Raw genomic sequence first — 20284 nt, 5'->3', positions numbered from 1 at the left:
ATGGCGGGCAAGGCGCATCGCTACGCGGTCGCGATCGAATGGACCGGCAACACCGGTGCCGGCACGCAAGGCTATGCCGGCTATTCCCGCGACCACCAGCTGACCGCAGCCGATAAGCCCGCCATTCCGGGATCTTCCGACCCGCATTTCCGCGGCGACGCCGACCGCTGGAACCCCGAGGAACTGCTGGTCGGCGCGCTCGCCGCGTGCCACCAGCTCTGGTACCTCCACCTCTGCGCGAGCGCGGGCATCCGCGTGCTGGCGTATCGAGACGCGGCAACCGGCGTGATGCACGAGAACGGCGACTGCTCGGGCGAGTTCGCCAGCGTCACGCTGCGGCCGGAGGTCACGCTCGCGCCGGGTGACGACGTCGACCGGGCTCGCGCCCTCCACGGCGAGGCGGCACGGCTGTGCTTCATCGCCCGCTCGGTCCGCTTCCCGGTCCGCCACGAGCCGGTATTCGTCACCGGCTGACGCGGTGGCCCTTGCGCCATTTGGTCCAGAGATGACGCGCGAGCATCGCCGGCGGCATCCGCAGCCCGTGCGAACGCAGATAGAAGCCGAACCGAGTCCACGGCCGCGTCGCCACGCCCCAGTCGTCGCGTCCAAGCAGGCGCCGAACGTAGAGCCGATCCATCGCGCTCAGCCCCGCGCCCTCGCCGTAAAGGTAGCCGCGCAACCGCAACGCCCGTTCCAAGTGCGGCGCAAGCCGGTGGTGCCGCGCCCGCTTGCGCAGCCGGGCGAGCGCCTCGGGCGCGTCGAAGCCGTCGAGCAGGCAGTGGAGGTCCCACAGGTTGCGCACGCCGCCCGAGAGGTCGCCGTCGGCGAACAGATGCGCGACGGCGTGGCAGATCATGTCCTCGGGCGAGAGCACGCGCGTCCCGTTGGCGAGCGGCACACTGTCGGCCAACAACGCCGCCGCGTCGGGCGTTGGCTTCGCGGTCAGCGGCAGGATCGTGTGATGGACGTCGATCATCCGGTCGCGCTCGCGATGGATCAGCGGCGGCAGCTCGTGCATCCACCGCCGGTAATAGGCGTCGTCGTACGGATCGGGCTTCACCCATTCCCAGCCGGCGTCGAGCAGTGCCGCCTCCACCCCGTCCAGCGCTTCGCGGGGTACCAGAATGTCGAGGTCGCCGATGCTGCGCCCCTGCCCCGCCGCGAGTCCGGCTGCGACATAGGCGGTACCCTTGAGCAGCACGACCGGCACTCCGAGCGGCAGCAGGGCGTGGGCCGCCATTTCCGCTTCCCACAGCGCCTGCGTCCGGCCCTGTTCCGCCGAGGCTCGTGCATCCGCGAGGATCCGCTCGGCCGCCGCCGGCTTTGGCAGACCGTGCAGCCGGTGCGCGAGCGTCCCGACGGTCTGCTCCGCACGCGCCGCCGCGATCAGCGCGGTCCAGCCCGCGGCGTCGAGCGTCGCGGTGGAGGCGGGATCGCGCAGCGCGCGGACCAGCAGTGCAGCGCTCATCCCGCCGCTTCCCACAGCTGCTCGGCCATCGCGATCGCGGTCTCGGTGTCGGGATAGTCGATCGCGTGCGCGGGCACGCCGGTCACCAGCCGCGTGAGCGCGTCGAACCCGCGCTCGCCGAGCGTGACATAGTTGGTAGACGCCTGGGTGAGCCGCACGAAGGTTTCGGTCGGCGGCACCGCGCGCACCTCCGCCGCGTGGCCGAAGCTGGGAAAGAGGATCGCGACCGGCATCGCCGGCACGTCCATCGCCGCGACCGAGCCGGGATCGGGCTTCAGGTGGCGGATCGTTCCCTTCGGCGTATCCGGCTGAAGCGGGCCGAAGCGCCCGGCGGGAAGCGCGCGCTCCACTACCCCGATCGCCTGGTTCTTCAGGCTCACCAGCCGCGGGAAGCCGTGCACCATCCCGCTGGCGGGGTCGATCAGCGCGAACTCGTCGCCCATCAGCCGCCAGCCGCGCGCCATCAGCAGCGCCGCCAGCGTCGACTTGCCCGATCCCGACACGCCGGTCATCAGCAGCGCGCGGCCGTCGCGCTCCACCGTCGCGGCGTGGAGCAGCAGGTAGCGGCGCTGGCCCAGCGCCATCTGCAGGTTCATGCCCATTTCCGCGGCGAGCAGCCCCAGACGCAGCGGCAGCGGCAAGGCGTCGGGCAGCACATAGTCGCCGCCGATCGTCACCGACGGCCGCAGCACCCGCCGCCACGGTCGCGCCGCGAACAACCGGACGGTGAAGTCCGGGATGCCGTCGACCGGCGCGGGATAGTCGTCGTAGAGCGCCGCCAGTTCCGCGACCGGTCCCCGCCAGTCGGAGCCGACGCGAAACCCCGCCGGGCCGATCCGCAGCGCATGGACGTGCCTCACCCGCGCGTCACCAGCCCGAGCGCTTCGAGCTCGGCGAGCCGCGCCGCAAGCACAGCCGCGTCGGGATCCGCGAGGTCGTAGCGCACCGCCAGCCGGTCGAGCAGTCCGCCGAGGCTCGCCGGGGTTTCGCCGAGCAGCGCGAGGATTTCCGGCACGGGCGCCGCGACCAGATGCGTCTGGCCCGAGGCGCGGTGATAGAGCGCGGTCAGCTCGTCCAGCGGCACCATCCGCAGCGCCCCCGCCGGCGGCGCATGGTAGCGTGGGTCGTCGGCACCCGCGGCGGCCGCCATCCGGAGGCGCGGATCAGCCGCGCGGCATCTGCAGCGAGGCGAAGCAGGTGAACCCGCTGGTCCCGGACTGCAGCCGGCGGATGTAGTTGGTGTAGGCCCGCGACTGGTCGCGCGAGGTGCCGGGCAGGTTCATGCCGCTGTTGACCGCCCGCTTGACGTCGGCCGCGCGAAACGGCTTGCGCGCGCCCGGAAAGGCGCCGCGCGTGCCGGCGGGCACCAGGTCGCCGTTGGCGGCGACGTAGCTGCCGGCGCGGCCGGGATCGGGCACCGGAATCTCGCAGTTCGACACCGACGCGGCGGTGTGCGCCAGCGCCGGGCGGATCGACACCACGGCCGACGCGCCCGCCGCGCCGAGCAGCAGCGTCCGCCGACCCAAAGTGGATCGGGCGTCGTCCCGCTCGGGGGCCTGTCCGGCGTCGGTGCCGGGGGGAGTCTGATCGTCGCTCACGTAACCCTGTGTGTTGGAAGCCGCATGCTCGCGCAATCCCAAAGCGCGGCAGGCGGCGATGCGTTCCGTATCGCGGCGGGACGTTCCCGCCGCGTCGCCGCTCGACTATAGCGCCGATCATGGGAACCGGTTCGGGGATTCGCACGCTCGTCGCAGCCGGCGTGGCGATTGCAGGGGCGATCGCGGGATTCCTGCTCGGCGCCGACATCAATGCGGTGGTGGTCGCCGCCGTCGCCGGCCTCGCCGCCGTCCTCATCGCCGCGGCGGGCGAATCGGCCGAAGGTCTGTCGCGCCCGGAAGCGCGGACCGCGCCCGAACCGCTGGGGGTGCAGGCGCTGATCGATGCGCTCGCCGGCCCGGTGCTCGTCACCGCCGGCACCCGCGTCGCCTGCGCCAACCAGGCAGCGCGCGCGCTGCTCGGCGCGCATATCGTCGACCAGGACGTCCGCATCGCCATCCGCCACCCTGCCGCCGCCGAGCCGCTGATCGGGACGATCGACGAGGCGGGAAGCACCACGCATCTCGTGGGCATCGGAAGCCGCGAGCAGCGCTGGGACATGCGGGTGCGCCCGCTCGACGGCGAGCGCCGCCTTGTCCAGCTGGTCGACCAGACCCAGTTGCACGCCGCCGAGCGGATGCGCGTCGACTTCGTCGCCAACGCCAGCCACGAACTGCGCACCCCGCTCGCGTCGCTGCGCGGCTTCGCCGAGACGCTGCGCGAGGAAGCCGGCGAGGATCCGCAGCTGCGCGATCGCTTCCTGGGCATCATGCTCGACGAGACGCGCCGGATGCAGCGGCTGATCGACGAGTTGATTTCGCTGTCGCGTATCGAGGCGGGCAAGTTCCAGGCGCCGGACGCGGTGGTCGCGCTCGACACGCTGGTGCGCGAGGTACGCGGCGCCGTCGCCGACCTCCACGGCGGTCGCGGCCGCGACCTGAACCTCGAACTCGCCGAGGTGCCGCCGATCAAGGGGGATCGCACCCAGCTGTCGCAGCTGCTCCATAACATCGTCGGCAACGCGATGGCCTATGGCAGGCCGGGGACGCCGGTGCTGGTGGAGCTCGAACCCGCCGGCGACATGGTCCGGCTGCGCGTCACCGATCAGGGCGAGGGTATCCCGGCCAATCACCTGCCCCGCCTCACCGAGCGATTCTACCGCGTCGACGCCGGCCGCAGCCGCTCGGTCGGCGGTACCGGCCTCGGCCTGTCGATCGTTCGCCATATCGTCGAGCGCCATCGTGGGCGGCTCGAAATCGCGAGCACCGTCGGGGTGGGAACCACGGTCACGGTGCTGCTGCCGGTGTCCCGCGACGAGCCACTGTCATAAAAGCGCAACCATCGTGCGGAAGGGCGGCGAAGACGGCAACGGCGCGTCCCGCGCTCGCCCGGGGGAGAATAGGATGATCCGCCGCATCGCGATTGCCACCGCCGCGCTGCTCGCGCTGGCGGCGTGCGACCGCAACGTCTCGCGGGACCAGATCCGGGTGGTCGGCTCCTCGACTGTCTTCCCCTTCACGACCGCGGTCGCGGAGGCGATGATCAACGCCAATCCCGCGCTGCGTGCGCCGGTGATCGAATCGACCGGCACCGGTGCGGGCGTGAAGCTGTTCTGCGGCGGCGTCGGCCCGCAGCATCCCGACATCCTCAACGCCTCGCGCAGGATCAAGAAGACGGAAATGCAGGGTTGCATCGCCAACGGCGTCAAGGAGGTGCTGGAGGTCCAGGTCGGCGTCGACGGCGTGGTGCTGGCCGAATCGAACAACGGCCCCAAGCTGCAGCTGAACGACCGCGACGTCTATCTCGCGCTCTCGGCCAATCCGCTGGGGAAGCCGAACACCGCCCGCTTCTGGAGCGACGTCAATCCGGCGCTGCCGCACCTGCCGATCCAGGTGTTCGGCCCGCCCTCGACCAGCGGCACGCGCGACGCGCTGATCGAGCTGGTGATGGTCCCCGCCTGCGAAGCGGCGATCCCCGACGCCAAGGCGCTGAAGGAACGCGACAAGGAGCGCTACGAGGACGTCTGCACGCGCATCCGCGACGACGCCGCCTATGTCGACAAGGGTGAGAACGACAATCTGATCGTCCAGAACCTTTCGACCAACCCCAACGCGATCGGCGTGTTCGGCTTCAGCTATCTGGAGGAGAACCGCAGCCGGCTGCACGGCGTGCCGCTCGACGGCGTCGCGCCGAGCTACGAGACGATCTCGACCGGCCGCTATCCCGGCGCACGGCCGCTCTACATCTATGTGAAGAAGGCGCATCTGCGCGCGGTGCCGGGGATGACCGACTTCCTCACCCGCTACGCCGACTCCTGGGGCCCCGACGGCCCCCTCACCCGCCGCGGGATGATCGCCGCGCCCGACGCGATCCGCACCGCCGCGCGCGCGATCCTCGCCGGGGGTACCCCGCTCGACCCCGCAACCCTGCATTGATCCGACCATGAGCAGCTTCGCCCTCTTCTTCCTGCTGATCGGCCTCGCGCTGATCGGCTGGATCGTCGCCCGCGCCCGCGCCGGCAGCTTCGTGCGGCTGGGTGCCGGACGCGTCCATTCGCTGCCCAGCCAGCACGGCTGGTACATGGCGATGTGGGTCGCGATCCCGGCGCTGCTGTTCCTCGCCGCCTGGTCGGCGATCGCCCCGCAGCTGGCGCAGGAGGCGGTACTCGCCAGCCCCGCCGCCGCGACGCTGCCGAGCGACGGCTTCGAGCGCGCCGCCGTGCTGTCCGAGGCGCGTGCCCTCGCCGACGGCACGGCGTTCGGCGCGTTCAACCCGCTGTCCGAGCCACTGGCGCCGGTCTATGCGACCGCCCAGGCGCGCTATCGCTGGATCGGCACTGCGGTTGCGCTGCTGCTCGCCTTCGCCGGTGCCGCCTTCGCCTTCACCCGCATCCGACCCGAGTTCCGCGCCCGCACCCGCGTCGAGCGCGCGGTGATGCTGCTGCTGCTCGGCGCGTCGCTGATCGCGATCCTCACCACGCTCGGCATCTTCCTGTCGCTGCTGTTCGAAAGCGGCCGCTTCTTCTCGATCGTGCCGATCACCGACTTCCTGTTCGGCACGCGCTGGAGCCCGCAGGTGATCCGCGCGAGCGATCCGGGCGAGACGCTGGGGGCGGTGCCGCTGTTCTGGGGCACCTTCTTCATCGGCGCGGTGATCGCGATGCTGGTGGCGATCCCGTTCGGGTTGATGAGCGCGATCTATCTCACCCAGTACGCCCGGCCGACCACGCGCCGCTGGATGAAGCCGATCCTGGAGATCCTCGCCGGCATCCCGACCGTGGTCTACGGCTATTTCGCCGCGCTGACGGTGGGCCCGGCTATCCGTGACCTCGCGGTGCTGCTCGGCATGCCCTACGCCAGCTCGGAAAGCGCGCTCGCCGCGGGGCTGGTGATGGGGGTGATGATCATCCCGTTCGTCTCCTCGATGGCCGACGATTCGATCGCGGCGGTGCCCCGCTCGATGCGCGACGGCAGCCTGGCGATGGGCGCCACCACCTCCGAGACGATCCGCCGCGTGCTGCTGCCTGCCGCCCTTCCCGGCGTGGTCGCGGGCGTGCTGCTCGCAGTCAGCCGCGCGATCGGCGAGACCATGATCGTAGTGATGGCCGCCTCCGGCGCCGCCACCATCACGCTCAACCCCTTCGAAAGCGCCACAACCGTTACCAAGCAGATCGTCGACCTGCTGACCGGCGAGGCCGAGTTCGACAGCCCCAAGACGCTCGCCGCCTTCGCGCTGGGACTGACGCTGTTCGTCGTCACCCTGCTCCTCAACATCGTCGCACTGCGCGTCGTGAAGCGGTATCGGGAAGCCTATGAATAGCCCCCTCGTCGCGGGCGTCCCCGCCGAAGGCCACGAGCCGGCCGAGCGCCGTCCCACCGACTGGAAGACCGGTGCGATGCAGCGGCGCATCCGCCGCCGCTACGCCGCCGAACGCCGCTTCCGGCTGATGGGCATGGCGGCGGTGCTGATGTCGGCGGGCTTCCTCGCCTTCCTGCTGGTGTCGATGCTGGGCGCCGGCATCGGCGGGTTCCAGCGCACCCAGGTGGCGCTGCCGATCGACCTCGCCGCCGCGCGGCTGGAAGTGACGCCGCAGCAGCTGACCAGCGCGGGTGCCGACCTGGCGCTGTCCGGCGCCGGGCTGGAAGGTACCACCGGCACCGCTGCCGCCAAGGCGTTCGGCGAGGCGCAGCCGGTCGTCGCCGACAGCGCCTGGCTGACGGTGCGCGACGCGATCAAGGGCGACCCGACGCTGCTCGGCCGCCGCACGACGCTGTGGGTGCCCGCCGCCCCCGGCATCGAGGAAGCCTATAAGGGAGCCGGCGAACCTGCCGCCGAACAGATGGTCGCGCGGCTGAAGGCGAGCGGCGCGATCCGCAGCGGCTTCAACTGGGGCTTCCTGACCGGCGCCGATTCGACCGACCCGACCGCGGTCGGCATCTGGGGCGCGCTCAAGGGATCGCTGCTGACGATGGCGGTGACGCTGCTGATCGCCTTCCCGGTCGGCGTGCTCTCCGCGCTCTATCTCGAGGAATATGCGCCCAAGAACCGCTGGACCGACCTGATCGAGGTGTCGATCAACAATCTGGCGGCGGTGCCGTCGATCATCTTCGGGCTGCTCGGCCTCGCGCTGTTCCTCGGCACGTTCAATCTGCCGCGCTCGGCGCCGATCGTCGGCGGCCTCACGCTCGCGCTGATGATCATGCCGGTGATCGTGATCGCCGGACGCAACGCGATCAAGGCGGTGCCGCCGTCGATCCGCGACGCGGCGCTGGGCGTGGGCGCGAGCCCGGTGCAGGTGGTGTTCCACCACGTCCTGCCGCTGGCGCTGCCCGGCATCCTCACCGGCACCATCATCGGCATGGCCCGCGCGCTGGGCGAGACCGCGCCGCTGCTGATGATCGGCATGCGCGCCTTCATCGTCCAGTCGCCCGAGGGCCTGAGCGATCCGGCGACGGTGCTGCCGGTGCAGATCTTCCTCTGGTCCGACCAGGTCAGCCGCGGCTTCGTCGAGAAGACGTCGGCCGCGATCCTGGTGCTGCTGGCGTTCCTGCTCGCGATGAACGCCTTCGCCATCTACCTCCGCAACCGTTTCGAGACCCGCTGGTGAACCATAGCCCCACGACCACCGCCCCGAAGATGTCGGCGCGCGGCGTCAACGTCTTCTACGGCGACAAGCAGGCCATCAAGGACGTGGCGATCGACGTCGACATGGACCGGGTGACCGCGTTCATCGGCCCGTCGGGCTGCGGCAAGTCGACCTTCCTGCGCACGCTCAACCGCATGAACGACACGGTCGCCAGCGCACGGGTGACGGGCGAGATCCGCCTCGACGGCGAGGACATCTACGACAAGTCGATGGACGTGGTGCAGCTGCGCGCCCGCGTCGGCATGGTGTTCCAGAAGCCGAACCCCTTCCCCAAGTCGATCTTCGAGAACGTCGCCTACGGCGCGCGCATCCACGGGCTGGCCTCCAGCCGCGCCGACCTGGAGGGGATCGTCGAACGCTCGCTGCATCGCGCCGGCCTGTGGGACGAGGTCAAGGACCGCCTCTCCGACAGCGGCACCGCGCTGTCGGGCGGCCAGCAGCAGCGGCTGTGCATCGCCCGCGCGATCGCGGTCGACCCCGAAGTGATCCTGATGGACGAGCCGTGCTCGGCGCTCGACCCGATCGCCACTGCCAAGATCGAGGAGCTGATCCACGCGCTGCGCGGCCGCTACGCGATCGTGATCGTCACCCACAACATGCAGCAGGCGGCCCGCGTGTCGCAGCGCACCGCCTTTTTCCACCTGGGCACCCTGGTGGAATATGGCGTCACGTCCGAGATCTTCACCAATCCCCGCCAGGAGCGGACCAAGGATTACATCACCGGCCGCTACGGCTGAGGAGACGAGCATGCCAGCAGGCCACGAACATACGGTCAAGGCGTTCGACGAGGAGATCGGCCATCTGCGTGCGCTGATTTCGCAGATGGGCGGGCTGGCCGAACAGGGCATCTCCGATGCGATGCTCGCGCTCCAGCGCAACGACCCGACGCTCGCCAGGGAAGTGCGCTCGGCCGACGAGAAGATCGACGCGCTGCAGGGCGAGGTCGAGCGGCTGGTGGTGCGCGTGATCGCGCTGCGCGCGCCGATGGCGGACGACCTGCGCGAGGTGGTCGCCGCGCTCAAGATCGCCGCGGTGGTCGAGCGCATCGGCGACTATGCCAAGGGCATCGCCAAGCGCGTGCCGATGATCCACCAGGGCGAGGACCGGATCGAGGCGGTGTCGCTGCTGCCGGCGATGGCGCAGATGGCGAGCGACATGGTCCACGACGTGCTCGACGCCTTTTCGGCGCGCAACGCCGAGGCGGCGGTGGCGGTGTGCGAGCGCGACCGCGCGCTCGACGACTTCTACGACAGCATCTTCCGCACGCTCGTGACCTTCATGGTGGAGAACCCGCGCACGATCGGCCAGGTCGCGCATCTGCTGTTCGTCGCCAAGAACCTCGAGCGGATCGGCGACCACGCCACCAACGTGGCCGAGATGGTCTATTTCGCGGCGACCGGCCGCTACCTGGGCGACCGCGAGCCGGCCGCCCCCTCCGACGACTGAGGGGATCATGACCAAGGCAAGCATGCTGCTGGTGGAGGACGATGCCGCGCTCGCCGAGCTGCTGGCCTACCATTTCCGACGCGAGGACTTCGACGTCCGCCACACCCCCGATGGCGAGGAGGCGCTGCTCCTCGCGCGGGAAGCCACGCCCGATCTCGTGCTGCTCGACTGGATGGTCGAGGGGCTGTCGGGCATCGAGGTGTGCCGCCGCCTGCGCCGCGCGCCCGAGACCGCGAACGTGCCCATCATCATGCTCACCGCACGTGGCGAGGAGGAGGACCGGGTGCGCGGGCTGGAAACCGGCGCGGACGATTACGTCACCAAGCCCTTCTCCCCGCGCGAGCTGGTCGCGCGCGTCAACGCGGTGCTCCGCCGCGTCCGCCCGGCGCTCGCCGGGGAGACGCTGAGCTACGCCGACATCGAGATGGACACCGTCGGCCACAAGGTCCGCCGCGCGGGCGAGATCGTGCCGCTCGGCCCCACCGAATTCCGGCTGCTGAAGCACTTCCTCCAGCATCCCGGCTGGGTCTTCTCACGCGAGCGGCTGCTCGACGCCGTGTGGGGACGCGACACGGAAATCGAGACGCGCACCGTCGACGTCCACATCCGCCGGCTGCGCAAGGCGATCAACGGCGACGGCATGCCCGACATCATCCGCACCGTCCGTTCGGCAGGCTATGCCTTGGATGCGGGGAACTGAGCGGAACCAACGGAAAGAATCGCAAAATGGCGCGTTGAACGGCGGCTGAAACCAATTCCAGGAGAAGATCGAATGAAGCTCCTTGCCCTTGCCGCCGCCCTGACGCTCAGCAGCGCCGCCGTCGCCCAGGTCACCCCGCCGCCGGGCGACCCGATGCAGTCGACGCCGATGGACCAGACGGCGCCGCCCACCACCGATTCGACCATGCCGATGACGCCGGACTCGACCGCGCCGGACACGATGGCGCCCGACACGACGATGACGCCGGATACCACGACCACGGCGCCGCCTTCGTCGACGATGAGCCCGAACACGACCGGCCCGGTCACCTTCGCCCCGCCGGCGACCAACCCGCCGCCGGCCGCACAGGACAACTACCCGGTCTGCTCGAAGACCGTGAAGGACGGCTGCCGTAACCCCGGCGGCAAGTAAGCCCCTAAGCGTCCCAAGCGCCAGCGACGCGCGTCCTCCCCAGTGGAGGGCGCGCGTTTGGCTGTCCGGGCACCGGGCGACGGTCGGCTTCGCAGCGGAAGCGCGAGATTTCCGTTCGCGTTACGGCGTTTAGCGCGTAGGGCACCCACCCGCCCCTGCCGAGGATCCCGTGATGAAGCTGTCGCCTGCCGTCGCTGCGCTGGTCGCGTCGCTGCCCGCCGCCACCGCCGCTGCACAGGAGGCTCCCGCCCCCGCCGAGATCGTCGTCACCGGACGCGGGCTGGAGACGCCCGCCGAAGCGACCGTAGCGGTGGTCGAGATCGACCGGGCGCGTATCCTCACCGAAGCGAGCCATCGCCTGGAGACGCTGCTCGCCGATGCCGCGGGGCTGCAGCAGTTCCGCCGCGCCGACTCCCGCTCCGCCCATCCGACCGCGCAGGGGCTTTCGCTGCGGGGCATCGGCGGCAACGCGTCGAGCCGCGCATTGCTCATCCTCGACGGCGTGCCGCAGTCCGATCCGTTCGGCGGCTGGGTCGCCTTCCCCGCCTATGCCACTGACCGGCTCGGTCGCATCCGCGTGACCCGCGGCGGCGGCAGCGGCTTCTGGGGGCCGGGCGCGCTCGCCGGCACGGTCGAGATCGACAGCGCCACCCCCGACCAGCTCTCGCCGCTCACCGCCGCGCTTGCCTATGGCAGCCGCGACTCCCTGGAGGCGAGCGGATCGGCGGCGCTGGTCCGCGGCAGCGGCTTCGCGACCGTTTCGGGCGCCTATGCCCGCGGCGACGGCTTCGTGCCCGTCGTGGCGGAAGATCGCGGCGCCGCCGATCGTGCGGCTCCCTACGAGCAGGCGTCTGGCGCGATCCGCGCGGGCATCGCCATCGCCCCGCAGACCGAGGCGCAGGTCAACGTCAGCGCCTTCACCGACCGGCGCCAGCGCGGGACCGCCTTCACCGACAACCGCAGCGAGGGCGCCGACGCGAGCGTCCGGCTGGTCGGGCGCGGCCGCTGGGGCTGGTCGGCGCTCGGCTATGTCCAGACGCGCGCGTTCGCGAGCAGCTTCGCCAGCGTCGACGCCACCCGCAGCACCGCCAACCAGTCGCTCGACCAGTACAACGTGCCCGCCACCGGTGTCGGCGCCCGGTTCGAAGTGGCCCCGCCGCTCGGCACCGGGCTGTCGCTGCGTCTGGGTGGCGACGTCCGCGCGCTCGAAGGACGCACGCAGGAGCGCTACACCTTCGTCGCCGGCAGCCCCACGCGCCGGCGTGAGACCGGCGGACGCACCCAGACGACCGGCCTGTTCGCGGACGGCTCCGCCGCCTTGAGCGCGATCACCCTCTCGCTCGGCGGCCGCATCGACTGGTGGCGGATCGAAGATGGGCAACTGGAGGAGCGCCCGCTCGCCGGCGGCGCGGCGCTTACCGACACCCGCTTCGCCGATCGCGACGGGTCGGAAGCGACCGGCCGCGCGGGCATCGCCTGGCAGGCGAACCACGCGCTGGCGCTGCGCGCCGCCGCCTACCGCGGCTGGCGCCTGCCGACGCTCAACGAGCTCTACCGCCCTTATCGCGTCGGCCCCGATGCGACCGCCGCCAACCCGGAGCTTTCGCCGGAGCGGCTGACCGGCGCGGAGGGTGGGTTCAGCCTCACGCCGCTGCCGGGGATGGAGATCTCGGGCACCGTCTTCTGGAACCGGCTGGAGGACGCGATCGCCAACGTCACCGAAGGGCGCGGCCCCGGCACCTTTCCCGGTGTCGGCTTCGTGTCGGCGGCCGGCGTCTATCGCGTCCGCCGCAACCTCGACGCGATCGAGTCCAAGGGGTTCGAACTCGATGCATCCTACCGCCCGGGGCCGATCGGTGCGCGCGTGTCCTGGTCGCACACCGACCCGCGCGTCGAGGCGTCGGGCAGCGCGGCGGCACTCGACGGGCTGCGGCCGGCGCAGACACCGCGCGACCTGGTGTCGGCGACGGTCGACTGGCGCCGCGGCGATTGGGGCGCAGGGCTGACGCTGCGCCACGCCGCGCGCCAGTTCGAGGACGACGCCAACGACGAGGCGCTGGCGCCCGCGACGACGGTCGACGCCTTCTTCGCCGCGCCGGTGACGGCGGGCTTCTCGGTCGAGCTTCGCGGCGAGAACCTGTTCGACGAGCGGGTCGAAACCGGGATCAGCGGCGCCGACGTGGTCGAGCGGGCCTCGCCCCGCACGCTGTGGGTCGGACTGCGCTACCGCGGCTAGTCTAGGGAGTGAGCAAAACACCGGCCGTGCCCCGGCGGAGGCCGGGGCCCAGTTGCGGTGATGCCAGATGGGGTAACCACGGCGGCCTTCCCACCTGGGCCCCGGCCTGCGCCGGGGAACTACCGCTCAATCAATTTACATCGCGACGACCGTGGCGGCGAGGCGCTCGACCTCGGCGGGGTCGTGGGTCACCATCAGCATCGGCAGGCCGAGTTCGTCGCGCAGCCGCTCGATCGTGCGCATCACTTCTTCCCGCCGGTCGCGGTCGAGCGACGACATCGGCTCGTCGAGCAGCAGGAAGCGCGCACCCGACAGCAGCGCCCGGCCGATCGCCACGCGCCGCGCCTCGCCGCCCGACAGCGTGCGTGGCCAGCGATTGAGCAGCGGCGCGAGTTCGAGCAGCGCCACCGCCTCGTCGTAGCCAATCAGCGCGCCTTCCCGCGCGGCACGGCGCGCGCCATAACGCAGGTTGGTGGCGACGCGCAGGTGCGGGAACAGCCGCGGCCCCTGGAAGACATAGCCGGCCTGGCGCCGCGCCACCGCCACATCGACCCCGGCGGCGGCGTCGAACAGCGTGCGGTCGCGCACACGGACATGCCCGCGGTCCGGCCGCACCAGCCCGGCGACCATGTTGAGCACCGTCGTCTTGCCCGCGCCCGAGGGGCCGAACAGCACCGTGAGCCCCGCCGCAGGCGCGATCCGGCAGGCAAAGCTGCGCTCGCCGCGACGCAGCGCGACGTCGACGTCAAAGGACATGCAGCCTCCGGCCCGAGCGCCGGGTCAGCACTTCCGACACCACCAGCGCCCCCAGGGCCAGCGCGACCGAAACCAGCGCCAGCCGCACCACCGCCGCCTCGCGACCCGGCACCTGCAGCGCGTCGTAGATCGCCAGCGGCAGCGTCTGCGTCTCGCCGGGCACGTTGGAGACGAAGGTGATCGTCGCGCCGAACTCGCCCAGCGCCCGCGCGAAGCCCAGCACCGCCCCGGCGAGGATGCCGGGCAGGCTCAGCGGCAGCGTGATCGTCGCGAACACCCGCGCGCGCCCTGCCCCCAGCGTTCGCGCTGCGGACTCCAGCCGGCGGTCGACCGCCTCGATCGACAGCCGCATCGCGCGCACCATCAGCGGCAGCGCCATCACCCCGGCGGCGATCGCGGCACCGGTCCAGCGAAACAGCACGGTGGAACCGGTCCAGCGCTCGATCCATTCGCCGACCGGCCCCGCGGGCGCGAAGGCGAGCAGCAGCAGCCAGCCGGTCACCACCGGCGGCAGCACCAGCGGCAGATGGACCAGCCCGTCGAGCAGCACGCGCCCCGGAAACCGCCCGCGCGCGAGCAGCCAGGCGAGCGCGAAGGCGACCGGCAGCGCTCCCGCCACCGCGACGCCGCCGACGCGCAGCGACAGCCAGACGACCGTCCATTCCTCGGGCGAGAGCTGCACCGTCAGCGGGTCGTGAAGCCGAAGCGCGCGAAAATCGCCTTGCCCTCTCGGCTGTTGAGGAAGCGGCGGAACGGCTCGGCGTCGGTGCTGGTGCCGTTCTTCAGTCGCGCCGCGGGATAGACGATCGAGGGATGGCTGCCCGCCGGGAAGACGCCGGCGATCCGCACCTTGGCCGAGGCACGCGCGTCGGTCGCGTAGACGATGCCGAGCGGCGCCGCGCCGCGTTCGACCAGCGCGAGCGCCGCACGCACGCTCTCGCCGCGCACCACCAGCGGCGCGACCGTCGTCCAGCCGCCGAGCTTCTCGAGCGCGGCCTTGCCATATTTGCCCGCGGGCACCGCATCGGGGTTGGCCATCGCCAGTCGGCCGTTCGGCCCAAGCGCACGCCGCAGGTCGACGCCGGGGCGCACCGCCACACGGGTCTTGCTGCCGGCGGGGGCGATCAGCACCAGCCGGTTGCCGAGCAGCTCGGTGCGCGTCCCCGGCACCACCAGCCCGCGCCGCTGCACGTCGTCCATCCAGTCGAGGTCGGCCGAGACGAACAGGTCCGCCGGCGCACCCGAAGCGGCCTGACGCGCGAGCGCCGAGCTGGCGGCGAACGACAGCACCGGCCGCGGGTGGCCGTGCTTCGCCCAGGCATCGGCGGCGGCGTTCATCGATTCCTGCAAGCTCGCGGCGGCGAGCACCAGCGGCGGCCGGCCTTCCGCTGCGGCCGGCACGGCGCCGGTCACCCCGGCGAGGCCCACCAGCGCCAGCGCGGCCAACAAGCTTCGTCTCAACATTGCGGTCTCCGTCGTTCGCACCGGTTCCTAGCCGCAGACGGAGACGGTTGCACGCACCGCGGGCGAGCGGACGGGCGCCGCAGGGTCAGCATCCCCGCGGCGCCCGCACTCTTCTGGCCGGGTCGGTTACGACCGTCCGGTCATCTGGCCGATGGTCGAGCGGCCGAAGCTGGCGATCAACTCGCCGATCTCGCGTGCCTGCGCCATCGAGCGGTTGCCCTGCTCGCGCAGATAGTCGCTCTGCAGTCGCATCACTTCGCTCACGTCCTTGGCCTTGGCGGCCTCGCGCATCACCCGGAACGCCTCGCGGGTGTTCGCCTCCGCCTGATCAAGCATCTTGAGACCGAGCTCGCCGCCCTGATCGGCCATCTGCCCGCCGGCGGCGCGCATGCGCTCGGTCGCGGCGCGCATTCCATCGGTCATCCCGGCGGTCGCGCCGGCCGTGCCGGCGCCGAACATGCCTGTATCGGACTGGCCTGCGCCGGACGGGCCTGCGGCGGACTGGCCGTCGCCGCCAGTCGAAGCGCCTGCCTTGGTCGAGGGGTCGCGGGGTGCGTTTTCCTGGGTCTGTTCGGCCATATCACTCTCCTGCGAAATAGCGGTGTCCATCCCGATCGATGGTATCTGCCGCGCTAACCTTGCGACGCGTAAACGACCGCAAGGTTCCCGCACCCGGGATCGCGCACCGCCGGTTTCCTCTCCGGTGGGAAAGGGCTAGGCGAGCAGACAGTTGAACTTGCCAGCTTTTCCCCACCGGAGTCGCACCGTCTCCACCGCATATGAATTCAAGCCGCACGAGCGGCCGCTGCTGCCGGGCTCGCCTGCAACGCCCGAGCACCCGCTCGGGCGCCGCATCGGCTATTTCGCGGTCGGCACGCTGCTGGGGCTGACCGGCGGGCTCAACAACGGGCTGCTGATCGCCAACCTGCCGCAGATTCAGGGCTCGCTGGGGCTGACGCCCGTGGAGGGCGGCTGGCTGACCGCGATCAACGCGATGACCAGCGTCTGCATGGGCATGCTGCTGATCAAGTTCCGCCAGCAGTTCGGGTTGCAGCGCTTCACTCGCGTGTTCCTGAGCGCGTTCCTGTGCCTCAACCTCTTCCAGCTGTTCGTCCACGACTTCGCCACCCAGCTGGCCGTGCGCGGCGCGGCCGGGCTGGTCGGAAGCGCGCTCACCACCCTGTCCTTCATGTACATCATGCAGTCGCTGCCGGCGTCGATGCGGCTGTCGGGGATGATCATCGGCTTCGGATCGTCGAGCGTGGCGCTGCCGCTCGCCCGCGTGATCTCGCCGCTGCTGCTCGCCGACGGGCACATCCAGAACCTGTTCTTCTTCGAGTTGGGGCTGACGCTCGCAGCGCTCGCCAGCGTCGGGCTGCTGCGGCTGCCGCCCAGCGAGCGCATCCAGGCGTTCGAGCGGATCGACTTCCTCACCTTCGGGCTGTTCGCGCCGGGCATGGCGCTGCTGTGCGCGGTGCTGGTGCAGGGGCGCATTCAATGGTGGTCGACCCACTGGCTGGGCTATGCCGTCGCCGCCGCGATCCCTCTGATCGGCATCGCCCTCCTCATCGAGCACCATCGCGCCAATCCGCTGCTCAACACCCGCTGGATGCGCAACCGCAACATCGTCCGCTTCGCGATCGTCGCCGCGTCGCTGCGCATCCTGCTGTCCGAGCAGAGCTTCGGCTCGGTCGGACTGCTGAGCGTGGTGGGAATGGGCAACGACCAGCTGGTGACGCTCAACCTAGTCGTGGTGCTCGCCTCGATCGCCGGCATCTGTGTGAGTCTGGCGACGCTGAACCCGAAGGAGCTGATCCTGCCGGTGGTGATCTCGGTCGCGCTGATCGGCCTCGGCGCGTGGATGGATTCGCACGCCGACAACCTCACCCGCCCCGCCAACCTCTACCTCAGCCAGGCGCTGATCGCCTTCGCCGCACTGTTCTTCCTGGGACCGATGATCATGATCGGCGTGTTCCGCGCGCTCGCCCGCGGCCCCAGCCACATCATCAGCTTCTCGGCGGTGTTCGGCATCTCGCAGACGATGGGCGGGCTGGTCGGATCGGCATTCCTGGGCAGCTTCCAGATCGTGCGCGAGAAGTTCCACGCCTCCCAGCTGATGCAAAGCCTGACGCTCGCCGATCCGCAGGTGGCGGCGCGCATCCGTCAGCTCGGCGGCGCCTATGCACAGGCGATCGGCGATCCGGTGCGGCAGCAGGCGCAGGGCGCCGGCCTCCTCGCGCAGCAGGTCACGCGGGAGGCGAACATCCTCGCCTACAACGACGTGTTCCTGCTGGTGGCGGTCCTGTCGGCGGTGCTCACCGTCTGGCTGGGCAGCCGCTGGCTCTACCTCAAGGCGCGCGGCATCAACCCGCTTGCCGAGGACATGGCAGCAGTGCAACGCATGCGACAGGCGACATGACCGACCCCCGATCCCCCGACCCCCGCGAACGCCTCCAGGACCCGATCGAGGTCGCTTCCGAGCCGACCGCCGCCGCCGCCGACCCCGCAACTCCCCCTTCCCGCGGCTGGGCGCCGCCCCGCGGCAGCCTGCGTGCGACGATCGCCTTCGTCGCGATGCTGGGCGCGGGGGTGCTGCTCGCGCTCTACGCCTGGGGGCTGCCGCCCTTCACCAGCGCTATTCAGGAGACCGACAACGCCAATGTCCGCGGCCAGACCACGGTCATCGCGCCGCAGGTCAACGGCTATGTCACCGAGGTGGCGGTCCGCGATTTCGAGGTGGTGAAGAAGGGCCAGGTGCTCGCGCGGATCGACGACCGCATCTATCGCCAGCGGGTCGAGCAGGCCCGCGCGCAGCTTGCCGCGCAGCAAGCGACGCTCGCCAATGCGACGCAGAGCCGGCGGTCGAGCGAAGCCTCGCTCGGCGGCCAGGCGGCGGCGGTAGAGAGCGCCCGTGCCCAGCTCGCCCGCGCCCAGGCCGACATGCGCCGCGTCGCCGAGCTGGTCGCCGAAGGATCGGTGTCGTTGCGCGAGCGCGACCAGACGCTCGCGACGCTGCGGCAGGCCGAGGCGGCGGTGCACCAAGCGGAGGCGCAGCGCAGCGTCGCACAGGAACAGCTGCGCTCGGTCGGCGTCGGCCGCGGCGGATTGGAGGCCAGCGTCGAAGGCGCGCGCGCCGCGCTCAAGCTGGCCGAAATCGACCTCGCCAACACCGTCATTCTCGCGCCGCAGGACGGACGGCTGGGCGAGGTCGGCGTGCGGCTGGGCCAGTACGTCACCGCCGGCACCCAGCTGGTGTTCCTGGTGCCGCCGACCGTGTGGGTCACCGCCAACTTCAAGGAAGCGCAGACCGCCCGCATGGCACCCGGCCAGCCCGCAACAATCCGCGTCGACGCGCTCGATCGCGCCGAGCTGCGCGGCCGGGTCGAGCGGATCGCGCCGGCCGCCGCCAACGAGTTCGCCGTCATCCGGTCGGACAACGCCACCGGCAACTTCGTCAAGGTCGCCCAGCGCATCCCGGTGCGGATCGCGATCGACCGCAACGACCCGCTGTTCGCACGGCTGCGGCCCGGCATGTCGGTCGAGGCACGCGTCGACACCCGCGGCGGCCCCGCCCCCGCGGCCGGCCGATGACGCGCGCACCGGTCGCGCTGGCGGCGCTCGCACTCGCCGCCGGCTGTACCGCCCCCGACACCCCGCCCCCCGCCGGCGCCGCGGTCACGCCGCCGGCGGCATGGCGGACGCAGCTACTGGCCGACGCGACGCTCGACGCGCGCTGGTGGGAACGGTTCGGCGATCCGGCGCTCACCCGGCTGGTCGAGGCGGCGCTGGCGCACAACAGCGACGTCGCGATCGCCGCAGCCCGAGTGCGCGAGGCGCGCGCGCAGGAGACGATCGCCCGCGCCGTCCGCTTCCCCACGCTCAGCGCCGGCGGCGGCGTCACCGAATCGCGCAGCGTCAACGCCTTCGGCCAGGCAGCGGAGGGCACCTCGGCGCAACCGGTGTTCCAGGCGTCCTACGAGGTGGACCTGTTCGGCCGCCTCGCCGATCAGATCGCGGCGGCGCGGCTGTCGGCGGAGGCGAGCGCCGCCGCTGCCGATGCCGCGCGCCTCAGCGTCGCCGCCGCCACCGCCTCGGGCTATCTCACGCTGCGCGGGCTCGACGCGCGCATCGCCATCGTCCGCGACACGATCGCGTCGCGCGGCGAGGCGCTGCGCATCGCCCGCGACCGTGCCGAGGTGGGCTACACCTCCCAGCTCGAATTGCGCCAGGCCGAGGCGGAGTATCAAGGCGTGGCGCAGACGCTGCCTGCGCTGGAACTCGCTGCAAGGCGCCAGGAGGACGCGCTGGCGGTGCTGATCGGCGAGCCGCCGCGCGCGATCGAGCGCGGCGCGACGTTGGCGCAGCTGCAGGCGCCGGCGATCCCCGCGACGCTGCCGTCGGAGCTGCTGCGCCGCCGTCCCGACATCGCCCAGGCGGAGCGGACGCTCGCCGCCTCCGACGCGACGCTCGCCGCCTCGCGTGCCGCGTTCCTGCCCTCGCTCAACCTCGCCGCGTCGACCGGCGAGGTACTGTCGAGCGCGCTCGCCAATCCGATCGGCATCTGGTCGGTCGGCGCCAGCGTGCTCGCGCCGATCTTCCAGGGCGGGCGGCTGCGCGGCGGGGTCGAGGCGTCGGCGGCGCGGCGCGACCAGGCGGCCTTCGCCTATCAGCGCACCGTCCTCGTCGCCTTCCGCGAGGTGGAGGATGCCCTCGCCGCAGTGGACCGGCTCGGCGAACAGCAGCGCCGGCTGGAGGCGCAGCGCGTCGCGCTGGCCGAGACGCTGCGCCACGCCACCAACCGCTACCGCGCCGGCTACAGCCCCTATCTCGAACAGCTCGACGCCCAGCGCAGCCTGTTCAACGCCCAGCTGACGCTCGCCCAGGCGCGCACCGACCAGCTGACCGCGCTGGTCGCGGTGTACCAGGCGATGGGCGGCGGCTGGACGAGTGCGCCGACGCGCTAGCCGCTCCCCGTGCTCCTGCGCAGGCAGGAGCCCAGGGTCGCAAGCGCCACGCTGCTTGGCTCTGGGCCCCTGCCTG

General features: G+C 71.5%; 21 protein-coding genes. 13 read left to right on the top strand and 8 right to left on the bottom strand.

Annotated features, from left to right (window positions below; translation table 11 throughout):
- Nucleotides 1-474: an OsmC family protein gene (locus tag ACBY01_RS08985; RefSeq protein ID WP_416460466.1), complete on the top strand. Its 474-nt coding sequence runs from the start codon at nt 1-3 to the stop codon at nt 472-474.
- On the opposite strand, the gene ACBY01_RS08980 is transcribed toward ACBY01_RS08985, so the two are convergent.
- Genes ACBY01_RS08980 through ACBY01_RS08965 form a run of 4 tightly spaced genes read right to left on the bottom strand, consistent with a single transcriptional unit; the run spans nt 464 to nt 3066 of the window.
- On the bottom strand, nt 464-1468 hold the full coding sequence (locus tag ACBY01_RS08980) for a nucleotidyltransferase domain-containing protein (protein ID WP_416460465.1): 1005 nt from the start codon (nt 1466-1468) through the stop codon (nt 464-466). The genes ACBY01_RS08985 and ACBY01_RS08980 overlap by 11 nt on opposite strands.
- Nucleotides 1465-2328 (bottom strand): HprK-related kinase A, encoded by an 864-nt coding sequence (locus ACBY01_RS08975; protein WP_416460464.1) that lies wholly within the window; start codon nt 2326-2328, stop codon nt 1465-1467. The genes ACBY01_RS08980 and ACBY01_RS08975 overlap by 4 nt, the downstream gene beginning before the upstream one ends.
- Nucleotides 2325-2618: an HPr-rel-A system PqqD family peptide chaperone gene (locus tag ACBY01_RS08970; RefSeq protein WP_416460463.1), complete on the bottom strand. Its 294-nt coding sequence runs from the start codon at nt 2616-2618 to the stop codon at nt 2325-2327. The genes ACBY01_RS08975 and ACBY01_RS08970 overlap by 4 nt, the downstream gene beginning before the upstream one ends.
- A 13-nt stretch (nt 2619-2631) precedes the next feature.
- Nucleotides 2632-3066: a hypothetical protein gene (locus ACBY01_RS08965; RefSeq protein WP_416460462.1), complete on the bottom strand. Its 435-nt coding sequence runs from the start codon at nt 3064-3066 to the stop codon at nt 2632-2634.
- Nucleotides 3067-3185: 119 nt separating this feature from the next.
- Here ACBY01_RS08965 and ACBY01_RS08960 point away from each other — a divergent pair, with 119 nt between their 5' ends.
- From ACBY01_RS08960 to ACBY01_RS08920, 9 genes are all read left to right on the top strand, one after another.
- Nucleotides 3186-4394 carry an ATP-binding protein gene (locus ACBY01_RS08960; RefSeq protein ID WP_416460461.1) on the top strand — a complete coding sequence of 403 codons (1209 nt, stop codon included), beginning with the start codon at nt 3186-3188 and terminating at the stop codon, nt 4392-4394.
- A gap of 73 nt (nt 4395-4467) precedes the next feature.
- Complete coding sequence (locus ACBY01_RS08955) at nt 4468-5499, top strand: substrate-binding domain-containing protein (RefSeq protein WP_416460460.1); 1032 nt, start codon at nt 4468-4470, stop codon at nt 5497-5499.
- 7 nt (nt 5500-5506) lie between these two features.
- The gene (gene pstC, locus ACBY01_RS08950) at nt 5507-6883 is read left to right on the top strand and encodes a phosphate ABC transporter permease subunit PstC (RefSeq protein WP_416460459.1); all 1377 of its coding nucleotides are present in this window, start codon (nt 5507-5509) and stop codon (nt 6881-6883) included.
- Nucleotides 6876-8171 carry a phosphate ABC transporter permease PstA gene (gene pstA / locus ACBY01_RS08945; RefSeq protein ID WP_416460458.1) on the top strand — a complete coding sequence of 432 codons (1296 nt, stop codon included), beginning with the start codon at nt 6876-6878 and terminating at the stop codon, nt 8169-8171. Before pstC ends, pstA begins: the two co-directional genes overlap by 8 nt.
- A gap of 29 nt (nt 8172-8200) precedes the next feature.
- The gene (gene pstB / locus ACBY01_RS08940; protein ID WP_416460494.1) at nt 8201-8947 is read left to right on the top strand and encodes a phosphate ABC transporter ATP-binding protein PstB; all 747 of its coding nucleotides are present in this window, start codon (nt 8201-8203) and stop codon (nt 8945-8947) included.
- 10 nt (nt 8948-8957) lie between these two features.
- Nucleotides 8958-9656, top strand: a complete 699-nt coding sequence (phoU, locus tag ACBY01_RS08935) for a phosphate signaling complex protein PhoU (protein ID WP_416460457.1) — start codon at nt 8958-8960, stop codon at nt 9654-9656.
- Between the two features lie 7 nt (nt 9657-9663).
- Nucleotides 9664-10356: a phosphate regulon transcriptional regulator PhoB gene (phoB, locus tag ACBY01_RS08930; protein WP_416460456.1), complete on the top strand. Its 693-nt coding sequence runs from the start codon at nt 9664-9666 to the stop codon at nt 10354-10356.
- Nucleotides 10357-10428: 72 nt separating this feature from the next.
- The gene (locus tag ACBY01_RS08925; RefSeq protein WP_416460455.1) at nt 10429-10788 is read left to right on the top strand and encodes a hypothetical protein; all 360 of its coding nucleotides are present in this window, start codon (nt 10429-10431) and stop codon (nt 10786-10788) included.
- Nucleotides 10789-10960: 172 nt separating this feature from the next.
- Nucleotides 10961-13024, top strand: a complete 2064-nt coding sequence (locus tag ACBY01_RS08920; protein WP_416460454.1) for a TonB-dependent receptor — start codon at nt 10961-10963, stop codon at nt 13022-13024.
- 135 nt (nt 13025-13159) lie between these two features.
- Here ACBY01_RS08920 and ACBY01_RS08915 read toward each other — a convergent pair whose 3' ends face one another.
- From ACBY01_RS08915 to ACBY01_RS08900, 4 genes are all read right to left on the bottom strand, one after another.
- Nucleotides 13160-13780, bottom strand: coding sequence for an ATP-binding cassette domain-containing protein (locus tag ACBY01_RS08915; RefSeq protein ID WP_416460453.1), 621 nt, complete (start codon nt 13778-13780; stop codon nt 13160-13162).
- Nucleotides 13770-14462, bottom strand: coding sequence for a molybdate ABC transporter permease subunit (gene modB / locus ACBY01_RS08910; protein WP_416460452.1), 693 nt, complete (start codon nt 14460-14462; stop codon nt 13770-13772). The genes ACBY01_RS08915 and modB overlap by 11 nt, the downstream gene beginning before the upstream one ends.
- Nucleotides 14463-14464: 2 nt before the next feature.
- Nucleotides 14465-15244 carry a molybdate ABC transporter substrate-binding protein gene (gene modA, locus ACBY01_RS08905; RefSeq protein WP_416460451.1) on the bottom strand — a complete coding sequence of 260 codons (780 nt, stop codon included), beginning with the start codon at nt 15242-15244 and terminating at the stop codon, nt 14465-14467.
- A gap of 126 nt (nt 15245-15370) precedes the next feature.
- Nucleotides 15371-15823, bottom strand: a complete 453-nt coding sequence (locus ACBY01_RS08900) for a phasin family protein (RefSeq protein WP_416460450.1) — start codon at nt 15821-15823, stop codon at nt 15371-15373.
- A gap of 157 nt (nt 15824-15980) precedes the next feature.
- Here ACBY01_RS08900 and ACBY01_RS08895 point away from each other — a divergent pair, with 157 nt between their 5' ends.
- From ACBY01_RS08895 to ACBY01_RS08885, 3 genes are read left to right on the top strand one after another with little or no spacing between them, the layout of a single operon-like run.
- Nucleotides 15981-17663: an MFS transporter gene (locus ACBY01_RS08895; RefSeq protein ID WP_416460449.1), complete on the top strand. Its 1683-nt coding sequence runs from the start codon at nt 15981-15983 to the stop codon at nt 17661-17663.
- Nucleotides 17660-18835 carry an HlyD family secretion protein gene (locus ACBY01_RS08890; RefSeq protein WP_416460448.1) on the top strand — a complete coding sequence of 392 codons (1176 nt, stop codon included), beginning with the start codon at nt 17660-17662 and terminating at the stop codon, nt 18833-18835. The genes ACBY01_RS08895 and ACBY01_RS08890 overlap by 4 nt, the downstream gene beginning before the upstream one ends.
- Nucleotides 18832-20208, top strand: a complete 1377-nt coding sequence (locus ACBY01_RS08885) for an efflux transporter outer membrane subunit (RefSeq protein ID WP_416460447.1) — start codon at nt 18832-18834, stop codon at nt 20206-20208. Before ACBY01_RS08890 ends, ACBY01_RS08885 begins: the two co-directional genes overlap by 4 nt.
- Nucleotides 20209-20284: the final 76 nt, after the last annotated feature.

This window comes from Sphingomonas mangrovi, assembly GCF_047975845.1.
Classification (GTDB): domain Bacteria; phylum Pseudomonadota; class Alphaproteobacteria; order Sphingomonadales; family Sphingomonadaceae; genus Sphingomonas.
This window is presented reverse-complemented; position numbering and strand designations above follow the sequence as displayed.

Bases quoted from the DNA above. Each gene is read 5' to 3' on its own strand.
- ACBY01_RS08985 (WP_416460466.1), top strand. From the start codon at position 1: ATGGCGGGCAAGGCGCATCGCTACGCGGTCGCGATCGAATGGACCGGC.
- ACBY01_RS08980 (WP_416460465.1), bottom strand. From the start codon at position 1,468: ATGAGCGCTGCACTGCTGGTCCGCGCGCTGCGCGATCCCGCCTCCACC.
- ACBY01_RS08970 (WP_416460463.1), bottom strand. From the start codon at position 2,618: ATGGCGGCCGCCGCGGGTGCCGACGACCCACGCTACCATGCGCCGCCG.
- ACBY01_RS08960 (WP_416460461.1), top strand. From the start codon at position 3,186: ATGGGAACCGGTTCGGGGATTCGCACGCTCGTCGCAGCCGGCGTGGCG.
- ACBY01_RS08955 (WP_416460460.1), top strand. From the start codon at position 4,468: ATGATCCGCCGCATCGCGATTGCCACCGCCGCGCTGCTCGCGCTGGCG.
- pstC (WP_416460459.1), top strand. From the start codon at position 5,507: ATGAGCAGCTTCGCCCTCTTCTTCCTGCTGATCGGCCTCGCGCTGATC.
- pstA (WP_416460458.1), top strand. From the start codon at position 6,876: ATGAATAGCCCCCTCGTCGCGGGCGTCCCCGCCGAAGGCCACGAGCCG.
- pstB (WP_416460494.1), top strand. From the start codon at position 8,201: ATGTCGGCGCGCGGCGTCAACGTCTTCTACGGCGACAAGCAGGCCATC.
- phoU (WP_416460457.1), top strand. From the start codon at position 8,958: ATGCCAGCAGGCCACGAACATACGGTCAAGGCGTTCGACGAGGAGATC.
- phoB (WP_416460456.1), top strand. From the start codon at position 9,664: ATGACCAAGGCAAGCATGCTGCTGGTGGAGGACGATGCCGCGCTCGCC.
- ACBY01_RS08925 (WP_416460455.1), top strand. From the start codon at position 10,429: ATGAAGCTCCTTGCCCTTGCCGCCGCCCTGACGCTCAGCAGCGCCGCC.
- ACBY01_RS08920 (WP_416460454.1), top strand. From the start codon at position 10,961: ATGAAGCTGTCGCCTGCCGTCGCTGCGCTGGTCGCGTCGCTGCCCGCC.
- ACBY01_RS08915 (WP_416460453.1), bottom strand. From the start codon at position 13,780: ATGTCCTTTGACGTCGACGTCGCGCTGCGTCGCGGCGAGCGCAGCTTT.
- modA (WP_416460451.1), bottom strand. From the start codon at position 15,244: ATGTTGAGACGAAGCTTGTTGGCCGCGCTGGCGCTGGTGGGCCTCGCC.
- ACBY01_RS08900 (WP_416460450.1), bottom strand. From the start codon at position 15,823: ATGGCCGAACAGACCCAGGAAAACGCACCCCGCGACCCCTCGACCAAG.
- ACBY01_RS08890 (WP_416460448.1), top strand. From the start codon at position 17,660: ATGACCGACCCCCGATCCCCCGACCCCCGCGAACGCCTCCAGGACCCG.
- ACBY01_RS08885 (WP_416460447.1), top strand. From the start codon at position 18,832: ATGACGCGCGCACCGGTCGCGCTGGCGGCGCTCGCACTCGCCGCCGGC.